Origin of the sequence: Pseudomonas putida NBRC 14164 (genome assembly GCF_000412675.1) — a bacterium.
GTDB lineage: Bacteria > Pseudomonadota > Gammaproteobacteria > Pseudomonadales > Pseudomonadaceae > Aquipseudomonas > Aquipseudomonas putida.
The window spans coordinates 3079687-3099611 of record NC_021505.1 but is presented as its reverse complement, the minus strand read 5'-3'; the positions used below and the strand labels follow the sequence as shown (position 1 = coordinate 3099611).

The window sequence follows — 19925 nt, the reverse complement described above, 5'->3', positions numbered from 1 at the left end:
GTGCCTGGGCCTCGTGAAGCGGTCAGGCGCTGGCTTGGCGTTGCCTGGCCAGGGTCATCGCGGTGTCTTCGATCATGTCTTCCTGGCCGCCGACCATGCCGCGCCGGCCCATTTCGACAAGAATTTCCCGCGCGGGGACGCCGTACTTTTTTTCAGCGCGCTTGGCAAACAGCAGGAACGAGCCGTAGACACCGGCATAGCCCATGGTCAGGGCATCGCGATCGCTGCGGATCGGGAAGTCCATGATCGGCACCACCAGGTCCTCGGCAACGTCCTGGATACCAAACACACTCACGCCGGTTTCGATGCCCATGCGGTCGCAGACGGCCACCAGTACTTCCATGGGGGTATTGCCGGCGCCGGCGCCCAAGCCTGCGCAAGCGGCATCGATACGGGTGGCGCCAGCGGCAATGGCCGCGATCGAGTTGGATACGCCCATCGACAGGTTGTGATGGCCATGGAAGCCGATTTCAGTCTCGGGCTTGAGCGCTGCACGCAGCGCCGCGACCCGCGCGCTGACGTCGTGGGGCAGCAGGTAGCCGGCCGAGTCGGTGATGTAGATGCAATTGGCACCGTAGCTCTCCATCAGCTTGCCCTGGGTGGCCAGGCCTTGCGGGCTGTTCATATGGGCCATCATCAGGAACCCGACGCTGTCCATGCCCAGCTTGCGGGCCGCGCCAAGGTGCTGTTCGGACACGTCTGCTTCCGTGCAGTGAGTGGCGACGCGAATCGTGCTGACGCCCAGTTCGTAGGCCATCTGCAGGTGATCGACCGTGCCGATGCCCGGTAGCAGCAGTGCGGAGACCTTGGCGTTTTTCATCAGCGGGATGACCGCCGACAAATACGCCTCGTCGCTGTGCGCCGGAAAACCATAGTTCACCGAACTGCCACCCAGGCCATCGCCATGGGTCACCTCGATCATCGGCACACCGGCGGCGTCGAGGCCACAGGCAATGTCTTTCATTTGCTGCAGGGTGATCTGGTGGCGTTTGGGGTGCATGCCGTCACGCAGGCACATGTCGTGGACGGTGATGGATTTGCCGTGAAGGTCCATGGTGCGCTCCTTAGGCGATGGCAGGTTGTGGGGTGCTGGCACGCAGGGTCAGCTCGCCTTTGAGCATTGCTTCGGCAAACATCTCGGCGGTGCGCGCGGCGGCGGCGGTCATGATGTCGAGGTTGCCGGCATACTTGGGCAGGTAGTCGCCCAGGCCTTCGACTTCCATGAAAATCGATACCCGGTTACCGTCGAACACCGGGCCGTTGACCAGCTTGTAGCCGGGCACATAGCGCTGGACTTGCTTGATCATGTCGGCAATCGCGACGGTGATGGCTGCCTGGTCAGGCTCGGTTTCGGTCAGGCAGTGCACGGTGTCGCGCATGATCAGCGGCGGCTCGGCGGGGTTGACGATAATGATTGCCTTGCCCTTTTTTGCGCCGCCAACCTGTTCCACGGCCGCCGCGGTGGTGCGGGTGAATTCATCGATGTTCTTGCGTGTGCCCGGGCCGACCGATTTCGAGGCCGCCGTGGCAATGATCTCGGCATAGGCCACCGGCTGCACGCTGGACACCGCGGCCACCAGCGGGATGGTCGCCTGGCCGCCACAGGTCACCATGTTGACGTTCATCGCGCCCAGGCCAAGGTTGTGCTTCAGGTTGACCGGTGGCACGCAGTAGGGGCCGATGGCTGCCGGAGTCAGGTCGATCATCAGCACACCCAAGGCATTGAGCTTGCGGCTGTTTTCGGCATGCACATACGCGGAGGTAGCATCGAAGGCGATCTGGATGCCGTCTTCCAGTACATGCGGTAGCAGGCCATCGACGCCCTCGCTGGTGGTTTTCAGGCCCAGCGCGGCGGCGCGGGCAAGGCCTTCGGAGGTGGCGTCGATACCCACCATCCAGACGGGTTCCAGTACTTCACTGCGCTTGAGCTTGTACAGCAGGTCGGTACCGATGTTGCCGGGCCCGATGAGGGCGCATTTTATCTTTTTACTCATGGCATTGTTCTCGATCGGAATAAGGAACGGCCGCAGGCTCAGGGCACGAAGTTCAGGTGCATCTCGCCCATGCCGCTCAGCGACAGGCTGACGAAGTCACCCGGTGCAACCGGTACCAGTGGCGCGAGGGCGCCGGACAGAATGATTTCGCCCTTGCGAAACGGGATGCCCAGTCGGCCCAGGGTATTGGCCAGCCAGGCCACGGCGGCGCAGGGGTGGCCTTGCACCGCCGAGCCCAGGCCGCTGCCCACCGGCAGGCCGTTCTTGAACAGGTGCAACTTGACCTCGGCCAGGTCCAGTTCACGCGGATCGACGCGCTGCTGGCCCAGGGCGAAAACACCGCATGAAGCGTTGTCGGCAACGGTGTCCTGAATGCGGATCTGCCAGTTCTCGATACGCGAGTCGACAATTTCGAAGCACGGCATAACCCACTCGCTGGCCGCCAGCACATCGTTGGCGGTGATATCCGTACCTTGCAGGTCTTCGCCCAGTACAAAGGCAATCTCGCCTTCGGCCCGTGGCTGTACCAGATGGTGGGCAGCAAAGCTGATGTCGTTGCCATCGGCAACCTGCATACGGTCGGTTAGAAAACCAAAATCGGGCTGATGCACATCGAGCATTTCTTGCACGGCGCGGCTGGTCACCCCGATTTTCTTGCCGATCACTTGCTCGCCCACCGCTTCGCGACGCGCCAGAAATCTCCGGGAAATCTGGTAGGCGTCGTCAAGGCTGATGGCCGGGTAACGTTGGGTCAGCGGGGGCAGGCTCTGGCGTGCGTTCAGGGCATGGAACAGCTCGTCGCCCAGTGTTTCAATCAGTTGCGCATCCATAGGGAGGTCGCTCTGTGGCAAGTGGATAACAGGCCGGGCCAGCTGCAGGCACGCCCGGCAAAAAGGCCTCAACCCGGCCAGACACTGGAATCGGCGCCGCCATCGACATCGATGATCTTGCCGGTGACCCAGGCCGAGGCGGGGCTTGCCAGGTAAAGGGCCGCGGCTGCGATGTCCTCTGGTTGGCCCAGGCATTTGAGCGGGGTGTTGCTTTCCATCGTTTTGCGCATGGCATCGGGCATGACCCCGGCCAGGGCGTCGGTCAGGATTGGCCCTGGCGCCACCGCATTGACCCGGATCTGCGGCGCAAACTCTTGTGCCAGCAGGCGCGTCAAGTGAGTCAGGGCAGCCTTGGCGGTGCCATAGGCGCTGAAATGGCGCTGGGCATAACGGGCGGCGACCGAGGTAATGTTGATGATGTTGCCGCCCCCGGCGTCGCGCATCAGGGGAACGCAGAGCTGTGAAAGGGCATAGGCGGCGCTGACGTTGAAGCTCAACACCTGCTCGAAGTCTTGCGGGCTCATCTTCAGCGGGTCATTGGGGCCGCCGCCCCCGGCATTGTTGACCAGATGGGTGATGCGCCCCAGCTGTTCGGCGGCGTTGGCGACCAAGGCGCAGCGCTGTTCGCTGTCGGTGACATCGCAGCTCAGGGCCAGGGCGCGCCGCCCTCGGCTGCGTACCTCTTCGGCGACGGCCTCGACATCTGCCAGCGAACGGGCGCTGCAGACCACATCTGCGCCAGCATCGGCGTAGGCCAAGGCAATGGCGCGACCGATGCCGCGGCCGCTGCCGGTGACAATGGCGACACTGCCAGTGAGGTTGAAGCGTTGCAGAATGCTCATGGCTGTCCTTGTTGTTCTAATGGTTCAGGGAAGTCACAGTGCTTAGCGCGGCGCCCACAGGTCCGGCAAGCCCGGGTCGGAGGTGGCGATCAGGCGCTTGAGCAACACCTTGAGTGCCTGGCTGTCACCGGCGCCGAGACGGGCAGCGATATCCTCCTCGACGGCTTTGGCCAGGGCCACCTCCTGCAACGAAGCCTCCCGCCCGTCGGCTGTGAGTACATAGCGGACCTGCTCATTATCAAGCTCACGGGCGACCAGGTTCTGGCGTTCCAGGAAGCGCATGCTGGTGGCGCTGACCACATGGCCGGTGTAGCCGACGAAGGCGTTGATCTCGTCCAGGGTCAGGTTGTCCCGAATGCACAGGGTGGAGAGGATGAAGAACGCGTGTTCATCGAGCTGCTGGTTCTTCAGCAGACGGCGCAGTGCAAACAGCATCTGGTAGTGCGAGCGCCCGAGCAGGTAGCCGAGCAAGTCTTCGGTATAACTGCACTCGGGCGGTGGCGGGGTGGTTGCCAGGCGCAGCTCGTTGCGCGGTTTGCGCATTGCCAGGGCGTACTGGCCACTCTGGAAGGCCAGCGGCGCGCGATCGCTATGGTCGAAGGCGAGCACCTCGCCGACGAAGATGACATGGTCGCCGCCCTCATACTGGAAGGCCGTACGGCATTGGAAGCGCGCCGTACAGTCTTGCAGCAGCGGTGCCTCGCTGATGCCGGTGTCGAGCTGGATCTCGGAGAACTTGTCTTCCCCTTGGCGTGCAAAACGGCCGGACAGGGTTTCCTGCTCCGTCGACAAAACGTGCACGTTCCAGTGGCGACCACCGCTGAACACCGGCAGACTGCGGGCGTTCTTGGACAGACTCCAGAGCACCAGAGGTGGGTTGAGCGAGACCGAGTTGAAGCTGTTGGCGGTGATGCCAACCGGCGAGCCGTCTTCGGCCTGGGTAGTGATGATGGTCACTCCCGTGGTAAAGGTGCCGAGCGCGGCGCGAAACGCTTGAGGGTCGAAACAGGCGGGCGTTGCCATGATGGGCCTCATGGAATGAGTGTGCGTGCTGGCAGTATTCCCAGCGTCACGGGGCTTAGCATCGTCTCAACGGACTAACGTTTTTGGCTCGATCGTCCACTTGGACGAGGCGGTCTCCGGGGTCTGGGGCTAGTTTGCGGGGCAGGGCGTCGTGCAACGACGGCCATGGTGGGCACAGAGGCGACATGCTGGCCCTTGTTCAGTTGAGGAGGCACCAATGAGTTGTGCAAATTCTTCCGTCGACACGCTGTCGGCCTTGCTGCGTGAACAAAAGGCTGCATTCAACGCTCAAGGGGCTGTCACTGCCGTGGCCCGCCGCGCGCGGATCCAGCGGGTGATCGACATGCTGGTGGCGCACCACGAAGCGCTGGCCGAGGCGATGGACGCCGACTTTGGCGGCCGCCCCCAGGGTTTTTCGTTGATGAATGATGTGCTGGGTTCGCTGGGGTCGCTCAAGCACGCGCGCGACCACCTCGAAGGATGGATGCAGGATGAGCCGCGGCCCGTCTTCAGCCCTTACGATCAGCTGGGCGCCGAGGCCTGGGTGATGTATCAGCCCAAGGGTACGGTGGGCATTCTGGGCACCTGGAACGCCCCCCTGTATACCTTGCTCAGCCCCCTGGCTTCGGCGTTGGCGGCGGGTAACCGGGCGATCCTCAAGCCTTCAGAGGTGGTGCCACGCACTGCTGCGCTGGTGGCGAAGCTGTTTGCCGAGGCGTTCGATCCTCTCGAAGTGGCTGTGGTCACCGGTGGCGCCGACCTGGCCCAGGCCTTCACCGCACAGCCGTTCGACCACCTGGTGTTTACCGGCAGTACCGCGGTGGCCAGGTCCGTGATGCGTAACGCGGCCGAGCACCTGGTGCCGTTGACGCTGGAACTGGGCGGAAAGTCGCCGGTCATCGTCGCCCGCAGCGCCGACCTGGGCACCGCAGCGTTTCGTATTGCGCTTTCCAAGACCACCAACAGTGGCCAGGTCTGCATCAACCCGGACCTGGTCTACGTGCCACGCGAGCAGCTGGAAACCTTTCTTGAGGCCTTTGCCAGCGCTTACCGCCAGTTCATCCCTGAGGTGAGCGACAACCCGGACGTGGTCGCGGTGGTCAATGCCCAACACCTGTCCCGTGTTGAAAACCTGGTTCAGCAGGCGCTTCAAGCCGGTGCCCGGGTAGTGAGCCTACCCTACGCGCAAGCGGCTGATGAGCAAAACCGCCGCCGACCGCTGCAACTGGTGATCGACCCGCCCCAAGGCAGCCTGATTCTGCATGAAGAAATCTTCGGCCCGGCAATGGTGGTTCTGCCTTTTGATGAGGTTGACCAAGTCATCGCCCAGATCAACGCGCGCCCGCGGCCTTTGGCCCTTTACTACTTTGGCAGCGACGCCAGGGAGCTGCGCCAGGTGCTGGAGCACACATTGTCCGGCGGTGTCACCCTCAACGATGTGATGATGCATGCCGCCTTGCATGATGCCCCGTTCGGTGGGGTTGGCGGGTCAGGCATGGGCCACTACCACGGTCGCGAAGGCTTTATCGAGTTCAGCCACCTGCGCACAGTACTCAAGGCGCCCGAACATGATCCGCGCGGTGAATGGGGCCTGCTACCGCCTTACAGCGAACACTTCCTGGCCGCGATGAAAGCGCAGATCACCCCGTACTGATCGGGGAAACCGGCGCGCTGAGCGAATCGAACAGACACAATAAAAAACGGAATTCTGCACATGGAAAAAAACGCATTGCCACTGGCCGACACGCTTGCCCCAGCGGGTGCCGACGCCGCTGACGGATGGCCGCGCCGGCAGGTGCTCAAGGCCGGCGCGGTGGCGCTGGGCGTCGGGCTACTGGGGCGCTTTGCCGATGCCCGGGCCGCAGGCGGCTTGTCGGCCAGCGATTACCTGGGCCTGGATGCCTGGGCCATGGCCAAGGGCTTGCAGGCCGGCCACTTCAGTGCCGAAGACTTGCTCGGCGCAGCATTCGCCCGTTGTGACCTGGTGAACCCGAAGATCAATGCAGTCAACATGCGCCATGACGATTATGCCCGCGCGTTGCTGGCGGCCAGGCAGAAGGCCGGGACCCTGGCCCAGGGCTCGCTGGCGGGCGTGCCGATCCTGCTCAAGGACCTCAACACCTACTTGCAGGGCACGACCACCAGCAACGGCAGCCGGCTGTTCAAGGACGCGCCACCGTCGAGCATTACCAGCACCTTGATCCGCCGTTATGAAGCCGCCGGGGCAGTGCCTTTCGGTAAAGCCACCAGCCCGGAGTTCGGCCTGACCACCACCACCGAGTCGTTGGCATGGGGGCAGACCCGCAACCCCTGGAATCTGGCGTTGAGCTCGGGTGGTTCGTCCGGTGGTTCCGCTGCGGCGGTGGCCGCCGGTATCGTCCCGGTCGCCCATGCCACCGACGGTGGCGGCTCGATCCGGATCCCGGCGTCTTACTGTGGGCTGGTCGGCCTCAAACCGACACGCTACCGCACGCCCAGCGGGCCGGCACGCCTGGAAGGCTCGTTTGGCGCCAGTGTCGCCAACATGGTCTCGCACAGCGTGCGCGATACCGCGTTGTTTCTTGATGCCGGTCAGGGTCACGAACCAGGGAGCCCGTACTGGAGCTCACCGCTGGTGCGTCCCTACGTTGAGGAGCTGGGCCGTGACCCGGGCCGTTTACGGGTTGCACTGGTGCGCGAATCGCTGACAGGGGCACCGCTGGACCCGGCGATTGCCAAGGTTCTGGAGGACACCATCAAGCAATTGCTGGGCCTTGGCCACGAGGTGGAAGAACTGCGCTTGCCAATTCAGGCCCAGCAGCTGTTCGGCGCCCACGGCGTGGCTATCGGCAACTCGTTGCTGGTCACGGTTAACGACCGGGAGAAAGCCCTGGGCCGCGCGTTAGGGCCGCAGGACCTAGAAAGCATCACCTTTGGTGTGCTGGAGCGCGCAGCGAAGGCCACAGGTGAGGGCGTAGTCCGTGCCCGGCATGCGTTTGAAGACATCAGCATGGCCATGGAACAGCAGTTCGAGCGCTTTGATGTGATCCTCTCACCGGTGACCGCCAGCCTGACACCGGCCTTGGGCGAGCTCTCGCTCAACCAGCCTTACGAAAGTTACGCCCGCAAGGCCATGGGCAGTGCCGCATTCACCGTGCTGGCCAACGTCAGCGGCCAGCCGGCAATTTCCTTGCCGTTGGGCATGAGTGACAACGGCCTGCCAGTAGGCATGATGTTCACCGCTCGCCTGGGCGGGGAAGACGTGCTATTGCGCCTGGCCTCGCAGCTGGAGCAGGACCGCCCGTGGGCCGCCAGGCGCGCCGCGATCTGAACCTGAAAAGGCGCCAGGGACGGCGCCGTGCTGTGTTTCCCTAGTCCGCTTTGACGATGAATATTCGCCTGCTGCATTCGATCATCAACCAAGACTCGCGCAACCGCGCAACGAGATTGGGAGAACGAACGGATGGACAGCATGCGAGTAAGAACGCCGGAAGAAATCGAACTGCTTGAACACGCCCGGCGCCTGGTGCCGGCGCTCAAAAGCCGCACCGCGCGCGCTGACCGCGAGTTCCGGGTACCTGACGAAACCATCTTCGAATTGCAACAGGCCGGCTTGTTGCGGGCCTTGCAACCACGTGCGTTTGGCGGCTACGAGGTCGATCCGCGGACGTTTTTCGAAATCCAGATGATCCTCGCCGAGGGCTGCATGTCCACAGCATGGATTTATGGCGTGATGGGCGTACACCCCTGGCAGCTGGCGCGTTACCCGATCGAGGCCCAGCGCGATGTATGGAGCCAGGATCATACGACCCTGATCTCGTCCACCTACATGCCCGTGGCCAAGGTAACCGTGGTTGAAGGCGGTTATCGCATCAGTGGTCGCTGGGGCTTTTCCAGCGGCAGCGAACACTGCCAATGGTGTTTCCTTGGTGGTGTGCTGCCCGCCGATAGCGACCGTGCAGCAGAGCACGGCACCTTCCTGATCCCGCGCAGCGACTACCGTATCGAGCACAACTGGGACGTGCTGGGCCTGCGCGGCACCGGCAGCCACGACATTGTGGTCGAAGATGCCTTCGTGCCGGCACACCGCGTGCAACGCACCAATAACTGCACGCTGGAGGCGACGCCAGGACGCCTGGTGAACACCAATCCGATTTATGCCATTCCTTTCGCCCAGGTGTTCACGCGCGCTGTGTCCTCATCGGCCATCGGTGCCTTGCAGGGGGCGATCAACGAATTTCGTGCCAATGCCGCTGCGCACATCGGCAAGCACGGCATGAAAACCGCCGATGACCCGGTGGCGCAAACCACCGTTGCCGAGGCGACGATCATCGTCGACAGCCTGAGGCTGGTGCTGGAGCGCAACTACGCGCACCTGATGGCGCTGGCTGAAGCGGGTGAGTACCCGGACGTGGAAACCCGCCTGCTGTACCGCTACCAATCCTCCTATGTGACCAATATCTGCGCCGAGAAGGTCAACGAACTGCTGCGCTGTATGGCCGCTTCCGGGCTGTACAACACCAACCCTGTGGCGCGCCTGTTCCGCGACCTGCACCAGGCACGTGGTCATATCGCCAACAACTACATGGCCTTCAGCCGCAGCCTTGGCGCCGTGCAACTGGGCCTGCCCAACCCTGATCCTTACGTATGAGCCGTGCCCGGGCCTGGCTGCAGGCCCGGGTATGCGCACCCCTGGCCGGCACGCCGGGATATTTCCGATCACAGCCAAGGCACAACAACAATGACAGCTAAAGCTCAGCCTGTTTCACACTACGACGTGATCGTCGTCGGCTCCGGCGCCGGTGCGATGACCTCGGCGCTGTTTGCTGCCGAGCAGGGTCTATCGGTACTGGTTGTCGAGAAAAGCGACAAGTTCGGCGGTACGTCGGCGATCTCCGGCGGCGGCATCTGGATTCCCAATAACCACTACTTTGCCGCCAAAGGCGGTGGCGACAGTGTGGAGCTGGCCCTGCAGTACCTCAAAGCTGCCACTGGTGAGCATGGCGATGACAAGCGCTTGCGTGCCTACGTCAAGCACGCGCCGCAGATGATCCGGGCCCTGGTGGACAACAGCCATGTGCGCTACGCCGTGGCGGCGAAGTACCCGGACTACTATCCGCAACTGCCAGGCTCGCTGGCCGGTGGGCGCACCCTCGACCCGGAACTGTTCGATACCAGCCTGCTCGGTGATGAACTGGCCAACCTGCGCACACCGTCACCCTCGACACTGCTGATGGGGCGCATCGCCTGGACCGCACGGCATGCGCACAAGGCCATGTCGCGCTCCTTTGGCTGGCGCCTGCTAATTCTCGGCCTGATGCTGCGCTACAAGCTCGACTTCAAATGGCGCCGCAAAAGCCGGCGCGACCGCCGCGCCGCCTTGGGCAGTGCGCTGGTCGCCTCGTTGCGCCGTTCGCTGATGGACCGCAACATTCCACTGTGGTTGAACACCGACTTCCAGAACCTGATCACCGAAAACGGCCGGGTCATTGGCATGCAGGTTTGTCGTGACGGGCAGACGCTGCAGCTGCATGCCCGCCATGCGGTGATCTTCGGCTCCGGGGGGTTTGAACAGAACCAGGTGTTGCGCGAGCGCTATCTACCGCAGCCGACCCTGCGTGACTGGAGCGCCACGCCACCGGGCAATAACACCGGTGCTGCGTTGCAAGCCGGTATCGAACTGGGTGCGGCGACCGCCCTGATGGATTGGGCCTGGTGGGCGCCGACCATTACCGTGCCCGGCGAAGACAAACCCCGTGGGGTATTTGCCGAGCGGGCGTTCCCTGGTGCCATCGTGGTCAACAGCCTGGGCCGGCGCTTTGTCAATGAGGCTGCGCCGTACCTGGAATTTGTCGACGCCATGTACCGCGATAACCAGCACACCGGCGGCAAGTCGATCCCATCCTGGGTGATCTTCGATGGCCATTTTCGCTTCAACTACGCCATGGGGCCGTTGATGCCGGCCCAGGTCATGCCCGACAGCCGACTGCGCAAGGAATGGCTCAATACCTTGTATTTCAAGGCTGACAGCCTGGCGGCGCTGGCGGCGCAGATTGGCGTCGACCGCGCAGGGCTCGAGCAGACCGTGCAGAAGATGAACGCCTACGCCCGCAGCGGCGTCGATGCCGACTTCGGCCGTGGCGGCAACGTTTTCGACCGGTACTACGGCGACAGCAACGTCAAACCCAACCCGTGCCTGGCGCCCCTGAGCAAGGGGCCGTACTACGCGATGCGCCTGGACGCCGGCGATATCGGCACCAAAGGTGGGCTATTGACCAACGAACACGCCCAGGTTGTGAGCCAGGACGGCGAGGTCATTCCTGGCCTGTATGCCATTGGCAACTGCTCGGCGTCGGTCATGGGCACCAGCTATCCCGGTGCGGGGGGCACCCTGGGGCCGGCCATGACGTTCGGCTATATCGCAGCCCATCACATTGCTGCCAATCGTTGAGGAGTTGCCATGCCAGCCGCTGTCAAATCGACATGTACCGATATCCAGCCGGCGTTGCAGGTGGCTGATGCCGACGCCATGCTCTGGGATGACCACTGTGATGTGCTGGTGATCGGCTGGGGGGCAGCCGGCGCCTGCGCTGCCCTTGAGGCACGCGCCCAGGGCGCTGACGTGCTGGTCGCCGACCGTTTCACCGGCGGCGGCGCCAGCGCCAAGAGCGGTGGCGTAGTGTATGCCGGCGGTGGCACCCGCCAGCAGCAGGCCGCAGGCTTTAGCGACACGCCCGAGGCGATGTTCGCCTATCTCAAGCACGAAACCCAGGGTGTCGTCGCCGATACTACGTTGCGGCGTTTTTGCCAGGACAGTGCCACCAACCTGGCCTGGCTCGAGGGCCATGGCGTGCCTTATGCCCACAGTATGCCGCCCGGCGGCAAAACCTCGTATCCAGCCGATGGCCAGTTTCTGTATTACTCCGGCAATGAGCTGGTGCCGTCGCACCGTAGCGAGTTGCCGCCTGCCCCGCGTGGCCATCGCACGGTAGGCAAGGGCCAATGTGGTGCGGTGCTGTACGCGCACCTGAAGGCTGCTTGCCTGCGCAACGGTGTGCGGCCGCAAGTTCAATCCGCTGCGCGGCGTCTGGTGAGCGATCACACGGGCAGGGTTGTCGGCGTGGAACTGTGGTGCCTGCCGGCCGGAAGTGCCCAGGCGCGGTTACATGCCAAGTTGGCTGCGCGTGCCGAACGGCTGCAGAACTTTGCCCCACGCTACTGCGATACCTTGCGCAAACGCGTGCGCCAGCTGGAACTCGACTTTGCCCGGCCGCGGCTGGTGCGCGCCCGGCGTGGTGTAGTGCTGAGCACCGGTGGCTTCATCTTCAACCGTGAGATGGTCAGCGAGCATGCCCCCAAGTTTCGCCGCAACTTCAAAGTCGGCGCGACTGGCTGCGATGGCAGTGGCGTACGCCTGGGCGTGAGTGTCGGTGGGGTCAGCGACCGATTGCATCGGGTGTCGGCCTGGCGGTTTATCAACCCACCGTTGTGCTGGCCCAAGGGCATTGTGGTCAACACCCTCGGGCAGCGCTTCGTCAACGAAGAAGTATACGGCGCCACCCTGGGCCAGCCCCTGTGTGAAGAGCAGGGCGGCAAGGCCTGGCTGGTGCTGGACGCACGCCTGCGAAAGCAATCGATCAAGCAAGCGCTGTTCGACGGTTACTGGTGGTTCCAGAGCTTGCCGGCATTGCTGCTGATGCTGCGCGGTGTGCGCAAGGGCCAGAGCATCGAGCAGTTGGCCAAGGCCACGGGCATGCGTGCTGATGTATTGCGCAGCGCATTGCACGCCTACAACGCAGCCGCCCGGGGGGACGCCGAGGATGCCTTCGGCAAGTCGCAAAGCAGCCGTCAGGTACTCGATCAGGGCCCTTACTATGCCTGTGACATTTCTGTCAGCAACCCGCTGTTCCCCCTCGGGGCGTTGACCCTCGGCGGCCTCAAGGTCAATGAAGACAGCGGCGCGGTGCTGGGCCCTCAAGGCCTGCCGATACCCGGTTTGTACGCCGCCGGCCGTACCGCCATCGGCATTCCTTGCCACTTGTACGTCAGCGGCCTGTCGCTGGCCGATTGTGTGTTTTCCGGGCGACGTGCCGGGAGGTCGTTGACCGCGGCCACGGCTGACGTCGAAATCGAACCCAGCGAGCAATTGATATGAGCCTGGATTACCTGTCAGTACGTGTAACCCGCGTGATTGAAGAGACCGCCGACAGCCGCTCCCTGGAGTTCGAGCTGCCAGAAGCGCTTGCCGAGCGCTTGCGCTATCGACCTGGGCAGTTTCTGACCCTGCGTGTGCCTCACCAGGGGGGGTGGTTGCCGCGCTGTTACTCTCTGTCGAGCACGCCACTGCTCGATGAGCCATTGCGGGTCACGATCAAACGGGTGCGCGACGGACGCGCGTCGAACTGGCTCTGTGACGCCGTGCAGGCGGGCGATACCTTGCAGGTGCTGGCGCCGGCCGGGGTGTTTGTGCCGCGCCAGCTGGACACCGATCTGCTGCTGTTCGGCGGCGGCAGTGGCATCACCCCGGTGCTGTCCATCCTGCGCTCGGCGCTGTTGGCGGGCACTGGGCGCATTCTGCTGATCTACGCCAACCGGGACGAAGCGTCGGTGATATTCCGTGACTCGCTCAAGGCCCTGGCCAGCGCGCACCCACAGCGCCTGCAAGTGATCCACTGGCTCGACTCGGTGCAGGGCATTGCGTCGGTGAGCCAGTTGGCCGAGCTGGCGCGCCCGTTCGTCAGTGCCGAGGCGTTCATCTGCGGTCCTGGACCGTTCATGGATGCTGCCGTCGCTGCCTTGCAGGCGTTAGGCATGCCGAGTGCGCAGGTCCATGTCGAGCGGTTTGTCTCGCTGCCCGAAGAGGGCGAAGTCGCAGTACCGGCTGCCGTCGATACCCGCCACCCGAGCAGCCAGCTTTCGGTGCGCCTGGACGGTGAAGAGTTCGAGGTGCCCTGCGCCGAAGGCGAAACCCTGCTCAACGCCATGCGCCGGGCCGGCCTGAACCCGCCAAGTTCTTGTCTGGTCGGCTCCTGTGCCACCTGCATGTGCACGGTTGAACGGGGTGAGGTGCAGATGTTGCGCAACGATGCCCTTGACCAGCAGGAGATGGACCAGGGCTGGACACTGGCTTGCCAGTCCCTGGCCCGCAGCGAGCACCTGCGGGTGCTCTTTCCCGAATAACCCGATGGCGAGTTTGTCACTATGACTGCATGTTCAGCATTACCGGGCAGCGTCCATGCCTGGAACTTGTTGCCTTTATCGATTCCTGCCTTGTTGTTCGCCAGTGCCGAACGCTTTGCCGGTCGGGCAGCGATCGAGGAAGACGGCAGTGTCACTGATTACCGGGATTTGCCGGGGTTGGCGCTGGGTGTCTGCCGCAGCCTGATGGCTCTGGGGATCGAGGCGGGCGACCGCGTGGCGATCTGGGCACCCAATTGCCGCGACTGGGTGGTCGCCGCCTTGGGCGTGCATTGCGCAGGGGCTGTGCTGGTGCCGATCAATACCCGCATGAAAGGCGCCGAGGCGGCCGATATCCTGGCGCGCAGCCAGGCGCGGGTGCTGTTGACGCAAGGGGTATTTCTGGGGCTGGACTACCCGGCCATGCTGGCGCCGCTACGTCCGGCCAGCCTTGAACAACTGGTGGTGTTCGGTACACAGCCGCCGCAGTTGGCCAGCGACCTGGATTGGGCCGGTTTTCTCGCCAGGGGCGAGTCTGTCAGTGAGCTGCAAGCCCGCCAGCGTGCGGTGGCGGTTGGCCCGCGGGACTTGTCCGACTTGCTGTTTACCTCCGGCACCACCGGCAAACCCAAGGGTGTGATGAGTGCCCATGGGCAGAACCTGCGGGCGTACCACGAATATGTGCGGGTCATTGGCCTGCAGCCGGGTGATCGTTACCTGATCATCAACCCGTTTTTTCATGCCTTTGGCTACAAGGCCGGATGGCTGACCTGCCTGCTGGCTGGCGCGACTATCCTGCCGCATGCGGTGTTCGATGCCGAAGCTGTATTCCAGCGTATCGCCGCGGAGCGCATCAGCGTGCTGCCAGGGCCACCCACGCTGTACTTGTCGATGCTGGCCCACCCGCGCCTGGCCCAGACTGATTTGTCCAGCTTGCGCATCGCTGTGACCGGTTCCTCGACGATCCCGCCGGTGTTGATCGAGCGCATGCGTCGCGAGCTGGGGGTAGATGTGGTGACCACCGCCTATGGCCTGACCGAGTGTGGCGGCCTGGCGACCATCTGCAACCCGGATGACCCCGCCGACATTGTTGCCGGCACCAGTGGCCGGGCCATCGATGGCACCGAGGTGTGCATTCGTTCGGCAGATAACCAACCGGTCGCCACGGGCGTGTCGGGGGAAATCTGCCTGCGCGGTTTTCATGTGATGCGGGGTTATTTCAATGACCCGCAAGCGACGGCGCAGGCCATTGATGCCGAGGGTTGGCTACACACGGGCGATATTGGCAATCTGGATGTGCATGGCAACCTGCAGATTACTGACCGCCTCAAGGATATGTTCATTGTCGGTGGCTTCAATTGCTATCCGGCAGAGATAGAGGCTGGTTTGATCGAGCATCCGGCCATCGCGCAGGTAGCGGTGATCGGGGTTGCGGATGAGCGCATGGGGGAGGTGGGGTGTGCCTGCGTGGTATTGCGTGCAGGCCAGCAGCTGGATGAGCCGTCTCTGATCGCCTGGGCCAGAGAGCGGATGGCCAACTACAAAGTGCCGCGACAGGTTCACTTCTTTGAATCATTGCCGGTGAATGCCTCGAACAAGGTGGTCAAACCAGAGCTGCGTCAGGCGGTTCTGCAGGCTGAGGGCGGGCGGGCCTCGTGATGAGGCCCTCATTGAACTGCAGTGATATCGTGTAGCACCGCAGCAGCGAGGGGGCCCGAAGTTCAGCGTAGGGCCCCTGAAGCGTTCATTGGCGCTGGGCCGGCACCTCTATCAATGGCCTTCAAAGCGGGCAGGCCGCTTATCAATGAACGCCTGCATGCCTTCCTTCTGGTCACGTGAGGCAAACAACAACGCATTGGCCTTGCGCTCCAGCGCCAAACCCGCTTCCAGGGGCGCATCCATCCCCGCAAGAATCACTTCCTTGATCTGCTCGGCAGCCAACGGCGGCATTGCCGCAACCACCTGCGCCAACTTCAAGCCGTGAGCGAGCACCTGATCATCGGCCACCACCTCACTGACCAGCCCTGAAATCCAGGCCTCCTCAGCCGTGATCGGCTGACCGGTCAGCGCCATTCGCATCGCCTTGGCTTTGCCGACCGCCCTCACCAAACGCTGGGTGCCGCCAATCCCGGGCATGATCCCGATCTTGATCTCCGGCTGGCAGAAGCGTGCACTCTGCCCGGCAACAATGATATCGGCGAGCATCGCCAGCTCGCAGCCACCGCCATAGGCATAACCGCATACCGCCGCGATCACAGGTTTGGGGCAGTGCTGGATCGGCGCCCAGACCCGCTCGGTGTGGCGCTGATAGATATCAATCGGACCCACCCCGGCCAGGCTGTTGATATCGCCCCCGGCGGCGAACACCTTGTCGCCACCGGTCAGCAGAATGCAGCGCACATCAGCATTGCTCCCCAGCTCAATGAAGTAGTGCGACAGCAGCGCCTGCAGCTCCAGGCTCAGGGCATTGGTGGCGTGCGGGCGGTTGAGCCGCACCAAGGCAACCCCTGGGGCCGGGTACTCCAGCAGCACCGGCGCGGTAAGTGAATCGGACATGATCAACCTCTGGCAGTAGGCACCGCAGAGCGGGCGCCATTGCGCGGATTGTTGCCAGCGCCACGCCACGCTTCATCGTCCGTTCAGACGACGTGGCCGAGCAGTTTTGCCCCTAGAGTGGCCCTCAACACAAGCATGAGGAGCGTGCCATGAGTGGTCACTCGGGGCTGGATTACAACGGCAAGGTGGTACTGGTCACCGGCGGAACCAAAGGCATTGGCGCTGGCATTGCCCGCAGCTTTCTGGCTGCCGGGGCCAAGGTGATCGTGTGTGGGCGCAACCTGCCCGAGCAATTGCCGAGCGTTGCTCAGGGCCAGGCGGACTTCATTGCCGCCGATGTGCGCGACCAGGCCTCCTTGCAAGGCCTGTTTGACAGCATCCGCAGCAACTACGGCCGCCTCGATGTGCTGGTCAACAACGCCGGTGGCAGCCCCTCGGCCGACGCCGCTAGCGCCTCGCCGCGTTTTCATGAGGGGATTATCCGCCTCAACCTGATCGCACCGCTCAATGTCGCCCAGCAAGCCAACCTGCTGATGCAGGCCCAGGCCGACGGCGGTTGCATCGTGTTTATTGGCAGCATCAGCGGCCTGCGTGCCTCGCCAGGCACGGCAGCGTACGGCGCGGCCAAGGCCGGCGTGTTGGCCCTGGTGCAGTCGCTGGCAGCGGAGTGGGCGCCAAAGGTGCGGGTGGTGGCGATAAGCCCAGGCCTGGTGCGCACCGAGCTTGCCCATCTGCACTATGGCGACGAGCAAGGTATCGCTGCGGTCAGCGCCGGTATCCCGGCCGGGCGCATGGCGGTGCCCGAGGACATCGGCAACGCCTGCCTCTATATCGCTTCACCGCTGGCCACTTACGCCAGCGGTTGCAACCTGTTGCTGCATGGCGGTGGTGAACGCCCGGCTTATCTCGGTGCGGCGCAGGCTACCCCGCACTGATCGACCCACGTCGGCGTTGCGTTGCGGGCGCCGCTTTGAACACGCAGGAGACGAACTTGGCTGATCCAGAATTGCTATCCAAAGTGCGCGCCCTGGTTGGGCGCCAATACGGCCGTGTAAACGCCTGGGACGAGGTCAACGCGCCAATGATTCGCCAGTGGTGCGAAGTCATCGGCCTTGAAAACCCGCTCTACACCGACCCTGTGGCAGCTGCCAACAGCAGCAATGACGGCATCATTGCGCCGCCACCCATGCTGCAGATCTGGTGCATGGAAGGCTTTCACATCAATAACTACGCACCAGGCTCGACCACCGAAAACCCATATGAAGTGCTCGGTGTGATTGAAAGCTATGGCTACCCGTCGGTGGTAGCGGTGAACTCTGAGCTGACCTTCGAGCGCAACCTGCGCCTGGGCGAAAAGCTCTACTACACCACGCGCCTGGACTCGGTCGGCGAGGAAAAGACCACCGGCCTTGGCACTGGCTTTTTTGTCACCCTGGTCATGAGCTACTTCTCGCAGCAGGCCACGGGCGACGAAAAAGTCGGCGAGCTGTTGTTCCGGGTGTTCAAGTTCCGCCCGGCCAACGCGCACAAGGTCCAGGCGCAGCCCCAGGCCGTGGCCGAGCCGGCGCAGGCGCAGGCGCAGGCGAAGCGTCCGGCGCCCGGCGTCAGCGACGACACGCGGTTTTTCTGGGACGGCTGCAAGGAAGGCAAGCTGTTGATCCAGCGCTGTACGCAGTGCCGCACATTGCGCCATCCGCCGGCACCGGTGTGCATCGAGTGCCATTGCTTCGACTGGGATACCCAGCAGGCCAGCGGCAAGGGCCGGTTGTACTCCTTCGTAGTGATGCACTACCCGCAGGTGGCACCGTTCGATCATCCCAACCCGATCGGTCTGATCGAACTGGATGAGGGAGTACGCCTGATCGCCGGCCTGGTTGGCGTCAAACGTGAAGACATCAGCATTGGCCAGCGTGTGGAGGTCGAGTTTCAGACCTTCGACGACGACCTGGCGCTGCCGATGTTCCGTCCATCGGCACAGTAGGGGGCACCATGGATTTTGAACTCAGCGAAGAGCAGCGTGCCATTGCCGAAATGGCGGGCAGCCTGATGAGCGACTACTGCACCGACGAGCGCCTGCGTGACTGGGACCTCTGCGGGCAAGCCTATATGCAAGACCTGTGGCACAGCTGCGTACAAACCGGCCTGCATGCCCTGGCTATCCCCGAAGCTGCTGGTGGCAGCGGGCTGGGCATGACCGAGCTGGTGCAGATCCTCGATGCCCAGGGCGGTGCCCTGGCGCAAGTGCCGTTGTGGCGTCACCAATTGGCCGCGACCACCCTCGCCCAGTTCGGCGACAAGGCCCTGGCACCATGGGTGGAACAGGCTGTGGCGGGCTCAGGCTTGCTGACCCTGAGCCTCGATGGCCTGAACACGGTGCGCGGCATCGAGCTCGAGGCCAGCGCCGAAGAGGGCGGGTGGCGCCTGGATGGCCGGGTTGCGGCACTCGCCTTGGCCGAGCAGTCGGTGGCAGCGCTGGTACTGGCCCGGGTTATGGGGCAGCCACGGCTGGTCCTGGTGGACCTGAGCCAGTCGGGCATCAGCCGTGTAGCGGGGGTCATGACCCACGGCGAAGCCATTGCCGACCTGGACTTGCGCGGCGTCACCCTGAGCAATCAGCAAGTGCTGCCCGCCGCCGCCCTGGATTGGCTGGCCCCGCGCGCAATTGCCTCCCTGGCGGCCTTGCAGCTGGGCGTCAGCGCCGAGCAGGTGCACCGCACCGTGGCCTACGTCAGTGAGCGTCAACAGTTCGGCCGCTGCATCGGCAGTTTCCAGGCCGTGCAAATGAGCATGGCTGACACCCATGTGCACCTGGAGGTGTTGCGCAGTGCCCTGTGGCAATTGTGCTACCGCCTCGACGCCGGTCTGCCGGCCCCTTCGCAAGCCTTGGCCACCGCGTACCTGGCGTGCGAGGCCGGGCACCGCATTGGCCACACCGCACAGCATGTGCATGGTGGCATCGGCGTCGACCTGACGTACCCGATCCATCGCTTTCTCTACTGGAGCCGCGCCCTGAGCTGCGCATTGGGAGGGTCGTCGATGATCCTGGAGCGTCTGGGCGACTGGTTGAGCGATAACACTACCTTGGGATGGAAATATGACCTCGATGAACACCAAGCGCTTTGAAGACGTGCGCCCTGGGGAGCAACTGCCCGAGCTGACGATCCCGATCACGGTTGGCCTGATTGCCGGTGGGGCGATAGCCACCCGCGACTACTTTCCCGGTCACCATGACCTGGACGCGGCGCGCGAGCTGGGTTCGCCTCATATCTTCATGAACATCCTGACCACCAACGGCCTGGTGCAACGCTTCATCGAGCAGTGGAGCGGCCCGCAGGTGCAGTTCCGTACGCTGAAAATAAAACTGGGCGCGCCAAATTACCCCGGCGACAGCATGACCTTCAGCGGTGAAGTGACCCATCAGGATGCCGCTACGCGCAGCCTGGAAGTGACCCTCAAGGGCAAAAACTCCATGGGCAATCACGTGACCGGCACGGTCGCGCTGGTTCTGCCTTGATCCGCGGGAG

Annotated in this window: 17 protein-coding genes; 11 read left to right on the top strand and 6 right to left on the bottom strand. The window is 63.6% G+C overall.

The window, feature by feature from the left end; genetic code table 11:
* Positions 1 to 22 precede the first annotated feature (22 nt).
* From dmpG to PP4_RS13750, 5 genes are all read right to left on the bottom strand, one after another.
* Positions 23 to 1054 (bottom strand): 4-hydroxy-2-oxovalerate aldolase, encoded by a 1032-nt coding sequence (dmpG, locus tag PP4_RS13770; RefSeq protein WP_016499798.1) that lies wholly within the window; start codon positions 1052 to 1054, stop codon positions 23 to 25.
* Positions 1055 to 1064: 10 nt separating this feature from the next.
* The gene (locus PP4_RS13765; protein WP_016499797.1) at positions 1065 to 1994 is read right to left on the bottom strand and encodes an acetaldehyde dehydrogenase (acetylating); all 930 of its coding nucleotides are present in this window, start codon (positions 1992 to 1994) and stop codon (positions 1065 to 1067) included.
* Positions 1995 to 2032: 38 nt separating this feature from the next.
* A complete protein-coding gene (locus PP4_RS13760; protein ID WP_016499796.1) occupies positions 2033 to 2824 on the bottom strand; it encodes a fumarylacetoacetate hydrolase family protein in 792 nt (263 codons plus the stop codon).
* A gap of 68 nt (positions 2825 to 2892) precedes the next feature.
* Positions 2893 to 3666: a glucose 1-dehydrogenase gene (locus PP4_RS13755; protein ID WP_016486814.1), complete on the bottom strand. Its 774-nt coding sequence runs from the start codon at positions 3664 to 3666 to the stop codon at positions 2893 to 2895.
* Positions 3667 to 3708: 42 nt separating this feature from the next.
* Positions 3709 to 4689 carry a flavin reductase gene (locus PP4_RS13750; protein ID WP_016499795.1) on the bottom strand — a complete coding sequence of 327 codons (981 nt, stop codon included), beginning with the start codon at positions 4687 to 4689 and terminating at the stop codon, positions 3709 to 3711.
* A gap of 217 nt (positions 4690 to 4906) precedes the next feature.
* Between PP4_RS13750 and PP4_RS13745 the strand changes: the two genes are divergently transcribed.
* The 7 genes from PP4_RS13745 (at position 4907) to PP4_RS13715 (ending at position 15504) form a co-directional block, all read left to right on the top strand.
* The gene (locus PP4_RS13745; RefSeq protein ID WP_016499794.1) at positions 4907 to 6343 is read left to right on the top strand and encodes an aldehyde dehydrogenase family protein; all 1437 of its coding nucleotides are present in this window, start codon (positions 4907 to 4909) and stop codon (positions 6341 to 6343) included.
* Between the two features lie 60 nt (positions 6344 to 6403).
* A complete protein-coding gene (locus tag PP4_RS13740; protein WP_016499793.1) occupies positions 6404 to 7999 on the top strand; it encodes an amidase in 1596 nt (531 codons plus the stop codon).
* A gap of 132 nt (positions 8000 to 8131) precedes the next feature.
* Positions 8132 to 9319 carry an acyl-CoA dehydrogenase family protein gene (locus tag PP4_RS13735; RefSeq protein WP_016499792.1) on the top strand — a complete coding sequence of 396 codons (1188 nt, stop codon included), beginning with the start codon at positions 8132 to 8134 and terminating at the stop codon, positions 9317 to 9319.
* A gap of 90 nt (positions 9320 to 9409) precedes the next feature.
* The gene (locus PP4_RS13730) at positions 9410 to 11119 is read left to right on the top strand and encodes an FAD-dependent oxidoreductase (RefSeq protein WP_016499791.1); all 1710 of its coding nucleotides are present in this window, start codon (positions 9410 to 9412) and stop codon (positions 11117 to 11119) included.
* Positions 11120 to 11128: 9 nt separating this feature from the next.
* Positions 11129 to 12823 (top strand): FAD-binding protein, encoded by a 1695-nt coding sequence (locus tag PP4_RS13725; RefSeq protein WP_016499790.1) that lies wholly within the window; start codon positions 11129 to 11131, stop codon positions 12821 to 12823.
* Positions 12820 to 13848, top strand: coding sequence for a ferredoxin--NADP reductase (locus PP4_RS13720; RefSeq protein WP_016499789.1), 1029 nt, complete (start codon positions 12820 to 12822; stop codon positions 13846 to 13848). The genes PP4_RS13725 and PP4_RS13720 overlap by 4 nt, the downstream gene beginning before the upstream one ends.
* Positions 13849 to 13869: 21 nt before the next feature.
* Positions 13870 to 15504: a FadD3 family acyl-CoA ligase gene (locus PP4_RS13715; protein WP_049824892.1), complete on the top strand. Its 1635-nt coding sequence runs from the start codon at positions 13870 to 13872 to the stop codon at positions 15502 to 15504.
* Between the two features lie 111 nt (positions 15505 to 15615).
* Here PP4_RS13715 and PP4_RS13710 read toward each other — a convergent pair whose 3' ends face one another.
* Complete coding sequence (locus PP4_RS13710; RefSeq protein WP_016499787.1) at positions 15616 to 16401, bottom strand: enoyl-CoA hydratase; 786 nt, start codon at positions 16399 to 16401, stop codon at positions 15616 to 15618.
* Positions 16402 to 16550: 149 nt separating this feature from the next.
* Between PP4_RS13710 and PP4_RS13705 the strand changes: the two genes are divergently transcribed.
* From PP4_RS13705 to PP4_RS13690, 4 genes are read left to right on the top strand one after another with little or no spacing between them, the layout of a single operon-like run.
* Positions 16551 to 17336 (top strand): SDR family oxidoreductase, encoded by a 786-nt coding sequence (locus tag PP4_RS13705; protein WP_016499786.1) that lies wholly within the window; start codon positions 16551 to 16553, stop codon positions 17334 to 17336.
* A gap of 56 nt (positions 17337 to 17392) precedes the next feature.
* Positions 17393 to 18382 (top strand): bifunctional MaoC family dehydratase N-terminal/OB-fold nucleic acid binding domain-containing protein, encoded by a 990-nt coding sequence (locus tag PP4_RS13700; protein ID WP_016499785.1) that lies wholly within the window; start codon positions 17393 to 17395, stop codon positions 18380 to 18382.
* 8 nt (positions 18383 to 18390) lie between these two features.
* Positions 18391 to 19524: an acyl-CoA dehydrogenase family protein gene (locus PP4_RS13695; RefSeq protein ID WP_016499784.1), complete on the top strand. Its 1134-nt coding sequence runs from the start codon at positions 18391 to 18393 to the stop codon at positions 19522 to 19524.
* Positions 19496 to 19915, top strand: coding sequence for a MaoC family dehydratase (locus PP4_RS13690; protein WP_016499783.1), 420 nt, complete (start codon positions 19496 to 19498; stop codon positions 19913 to 19915). The genes PP4_RS13695 and PP4_RS13690 overlap by 29 nt, the downstream gene beginning before the upstream one ends.
* The last annotated feature ends 10 nt before the right edge of the window (positions 19916 to 19925 follow it).